Source organism: Microbacterium sp., from assembly GCF_049661145.1.
GTDB lineage: Bacteria > Actinomycetota > Actinomycetes > Actinomycetales > Microbacteriaceae > Microbacterium.
The window spans coordinates 1-4,055 of the sequence record NZ_JBASZT010000371.1; the positions used below are offsets into that span (position 1 = coordinate 1).

The following is a 4,055-nucleotide window of genomic DNA, read 5'->3' on the forward strand; positions in this document are numbered from 1 at the left end:
GTCCCGTGCTGATCCGCGTCGCGGCGGCGGCCGGGGTCACCAGCAGCGCCAGCACGAGCAGCGCGCCGGTGATGTGGACGGCGACGGCGACGATGATGCCGAGCAGCAGCATGAACCCGAACGAGACCGCGACGGTCGGCACGCCGCGCGCCGCCGCCGACTGCGGGTCGAGGGAGTCGAACCGCAGCGGCCGCCAGATCAGCAGCAGGCCGACCAGGACGAGCGCCGACAGGCCGATGAGCCAGCCCAGCTGCTCGTTCTGCACCGACACGATCTGGCCGGTCAGCAGGCTGAAACGGTTGGCGCTGCGGCCCCTGTACAGGGAGAGAAAGAGGATGCCGAGGCCGAGCCCGAACGGCATGAGCACCCCGATGATCGAGTTGCGATCGCGCGCCCGCGCCCCGAGCAGTCCGATGAGCGCGGCGGCGGTGAGCGAGCCGAGGATCGATCCGGTCACGACGTCGAAGCCGAACAGCAGCGCGGCCGCCGCACCCGCGAACGACAGCTCGCTGATGCCGTGCACCGCGAACGCCATGTCGCGCTGCATCACGAAGACGCCGACCATGCCGCCGACGATGCCGAGGATCAGTCCCGCCCAGACGGAGTTCTGCACGAGGGCGAAGATCTGTCCGTACTGCGCGGCGCCGCCGAAGAGGGCGTCGCCGATGTCCGACCAACTCATGCGCCGTGCACCTCGTGGTGGTGGTGCGCGGCCTCGGCCACGTCCGGCGCGCCGACGACGACGAGGCGACCGCCCGCCTGCAGCACGTACACCGGGGTCCCGTACAGGCGGCTCAGCGTCTCGGAGGTGAGGACCTCGCCGGGAGTGCCGAGCGTGAACCGCCCGCCCGCGAGATAGAGGATGCGGTCCACCGATTCCAGCACGGGGTTGATGTCGTGCGTGACCAGCAGCACACCGGCATCCCGTTCCCTGCGATGACGGTCGATGAGCCCGACGACGGCCTGCTGGTTGGCGAGGTCGAGGCTCGTCAGCGGTTCATCGCACAGCAGCAGCGGCGGGTCGTCGGCGAGCGCCTGTCCGACGCGCAGGCGCTGCTGCTCGCCGCCGGACAGCAGGCCCACGGGACGTGCCGCGAACTCGCTGCCCCCCACGGCGTCGATCAGCGCGTCGACGCGCGCGCGGTCGCCGCGCCGAGGGAAGGGGAAGCCGAACCGGTGGCCGTCGACGCCGAGCGCGACGAGGTCGCGACCGCGCAGAGAGGTGTCTCGCGGGAGCGGACGCTGCTGCGGGATATAGCCGATGCGGCGGTTCCCGGCGCGGCGGACGGGTTCGCCGACGGCCTCGATCGACCCCGAGCTCAGCCTTTCCAGGCCCAGGATCGCCCGCAGCAGCGTCGTCTTACCCGCGCCGCTCGGACCGAGGACGGCGACGAGCTCGCCGGGCTCGACGACCAGATTCAGCCCGCTCCACAGTTCTCGTCCGCCGCGACGGAGCGCGGCGGACGAGATGCGGAGCGGACTGTCGGTGGCCGTCACTGAGTGACGGCGTCCTTGATCTGGGTGGCCATGTCAGTCATCCAGCTTACGTAGGTGTCACCGTCCGGCAGCAGCTCGGACGCCTTGATGACCGGGACCCCGGCATCCTTCGCCTCGTCCTCGACCTCGGTGGTCTCGGCACCGGCGGCCTGCGCGTTGACGAAGACGACCTTCACGTCGCCCGAGCCGATCAGGTCGAGCGCCTCGAGCAGGGTCGCCGGTGGCACGTCGTTGCCCTCTTCGACGGCCTCGCTGAACTCGTCGGGCGTGACGTTCTCGAGGCCCGCGGCCTCCGCGAGGTACACCGGAACCGGCTCGGTCACGAAGAACTCCTCACCCGAGTGCGATGCGGCGACCTCATCCAGAATGGGCGTCACGTCCGCGTCGATCGCGTCGGCGAACGCCTTCGCATTGGCGGTGAACTCGTCGGCGGCATCCGGGTCGAGTTCGCCGAGTTGGCTCGCGATCTCGTCGGCGACGGCGGCCATGACCGAGGGGGCGTAGAAGACGTGCTCGTTGAAGCCCTCGACCGCCTCGGTCGGGTCGTCACCGGTCCAGCCGTCGGAGAACGTGACGGCGCTGATGACCGGAGCGGAGTTGCCCGCCGAATCGATCAGCGTGTCGAGGAACGGATCGTATCCGCCGCCGTTCTCGACGAACAGCTGCGCGTTCTTGACGGTCAGCTGGTCGGCGGCGCTGGCCTCGTACTCGTGGGGGTCCTGGCTGAAGGACGCGATGAGCGAGGTGACCTCGACGTGCTCGCCGCCCACGGTCTCGACGATGTCGCCGTAGACGTTCGTCGATGCGACGACGTCGATCGTGCCGTCTGCGGCGGCACTGGAGTCGGCGGGTTCGCCGGAGCCGGCGCAGCCCGCGAGGGCGAGGACGGATGCCGCGGCGAACGCGGCGGGAATGATCATCTTTCTTGGCATGATGGCAAGTATAACGCTACTGAGAATCGTTCCCATGCGCCGCCGCCTCTCGCGGCTGTGCCCGCGTTCAGTCCAGGAGCAGGGCGGGCTCTTCGAGGATCGAGGCCACATCGGCGATGAAGCGGCTCATGCCGTCGCCGTCGATGACGCGATGGTCGAACGAGCCCGACACCGTCGTGACGAACCGCGGCCGCACCTCACCGTCGACGACCCACGGCTTCTGCCGGATCGTGCCCATCGCGACGATCCCGGACTCGCCCGGGTTGATGATCGGGGTGCCGGCATCCATCCCGAACACGCCGATGTTGGTGATCGTGATCGTGCCGCCCTGCTGGTCGGCGGGAGTCGTACGGCCCTCGCGCGCGGTCAGCGTCAGCTTCTCGAGCGCGCGGGCGAGTCCCCGCATACTGAGATCCTGCGCGTCCTTGATGTTCGGGACGAGCAGGCCGCGCGGCGTCGCGGCCGCGATGCCGAGGTTGACGTAGTTGCGCACGCGGATTTCGGCCGAGCCGTCCTCCTTGTCGATCCACGCCGCCCCGATGAGCGGCGTGCGCCGCACGGCCCAGATCACGGCGCGCGCCATGATCAGCAGCGGCGAGACCTTGATGTCCGCGAAATCGGGCGACGCCTTCAGCCGCTTGACGAGCTCCATCGTGCGGGTCGCGTCGACATCCGTCCACACCGACACGTGCGGCGCCGTATACGCCGAGCGCACCATGCCCGACGCCGTCGCCTTGCGCACGCCCTTGACCGGGATCGCCTCCTCGCGCCCTTCGACCGGCTCGAGGGCAGCGGGCGCGGGGCTGATGGGCGCCGGAGTGGACCCCACGAACGGAGCGGATGCCGGCGCGGATGCCGACGTCACCGCGATCGTGTGCTCGCGCTCGGCGGGGGTGTCGGGCGTCGAGATGTTGCGGAAGACGCTCGCCTGCTCGGCGTGACGCACGACGTCCTCGCGCGTCACCTCGCCGGCGGGACCGCTCGGCGGCACGTCGGCGAGCGTGACCCCGAGGTCGCGCGCCAGCTTGCGCACGGGGGGCTTCGCGACGACGCCGACCGAGGCACGCACGGTCTCGGTGCGCTCCGCGGGACGCTTGCGCCGCGAGGTCGCCCCGCCCCCGGTGCCGTAGCCGACCAGCACGGCGCCGTCGCCCTCGTCGGATGCCGCGGCCGGCTCCCCGTGTGCGGAGTGGCCCGCGGCGGCATCCGGCTCGCTCGGGGAACCTGCGATCGTGATGATCGCGGCCCCGACGGTGACCGTCTGACCCTCCGGTGCCAACAGCTCACCGACCGTGCCGGCGAACGGCGACGGCAGTTCGACGAGCGACTTGGCGGTCTCGATCTCGACCAGCACGTCGTTGACGGCGACGCTGTCGCCGGGGCCGACGCGCCACTGCACGATCTCGGCCTCGGTCAGGCCCTCGCCGACGTCCGGCAGGTGGAAGGTCTGCGTGCTCATCTGGGTCTCCTTCGGTTCCCGCTCTCACTCGTCACGGTCGCGCCCCCACCATCCATCATCCGCGAGAGAACAACTCGGCGCCGAGAGTACGGGTGACACCCGTTCTCTCGGCCGCGAGATGTTCTCTCGGCCGTGAGATGTTCTCTCGCGGGCGAGCGGCGGGGCGG

General features: G+C 70.5%; 4 protein-coding genes. All 4 read right to left on the reverse strand.

The window, feature by feature from the left end; all coding sequences use genetic code 11:
* Positions 1–682 (reverse strand): metal ABC transporter permease (locus WBP48_RS15270; RefSeq protein WP_424441607.1); only part of this gene is annotated, 682 nt, incomplete at its 3' end.
* Entirely contained in the window at positions 679–1,497 is an 819-nt protein-coding gene (locus WBP48_RS15275) for a metal ABC transporter ATP-binding protein (RefSeq protein ID WP_424441608.1), read from the reverse strand. The genes WBP48_RS15275 and WBP48_RS15270, both read right to left, overlap by 4 nt.
* Positions 1,494–2,429: a metal ABC transporter solute-binding protein, Zn/Mn family gene (locus WBP48_RS15280; RefSeq protein ID WP_424441609.1), complete on the reverse strand. Its 936-nt coding sequence runs from the start codon at positions 2,427–2,429 to the stop codon at positions 1,494–1,496. The genes WBP48_RS15275 and WBP48_RS15280 overlap by 4 nt, the downstream gene beginning before the upstream one ends.
* 67 nt (positions 2,430–2,496) lie before the next feature.
* A complete protein-coding gene (locus tag WBP48_RS15285; RefSeq protein WP_424441610.1) occupies positions 2,497–3,888 on the reverse strand; it encodes a dihydrolipoamide acetyltransferase family protein in 1,392 nt (463 codons plus the stop codon).
* Between the last annotated feature and the right edge of the window lie 167 nt (positions 3,889–4,055).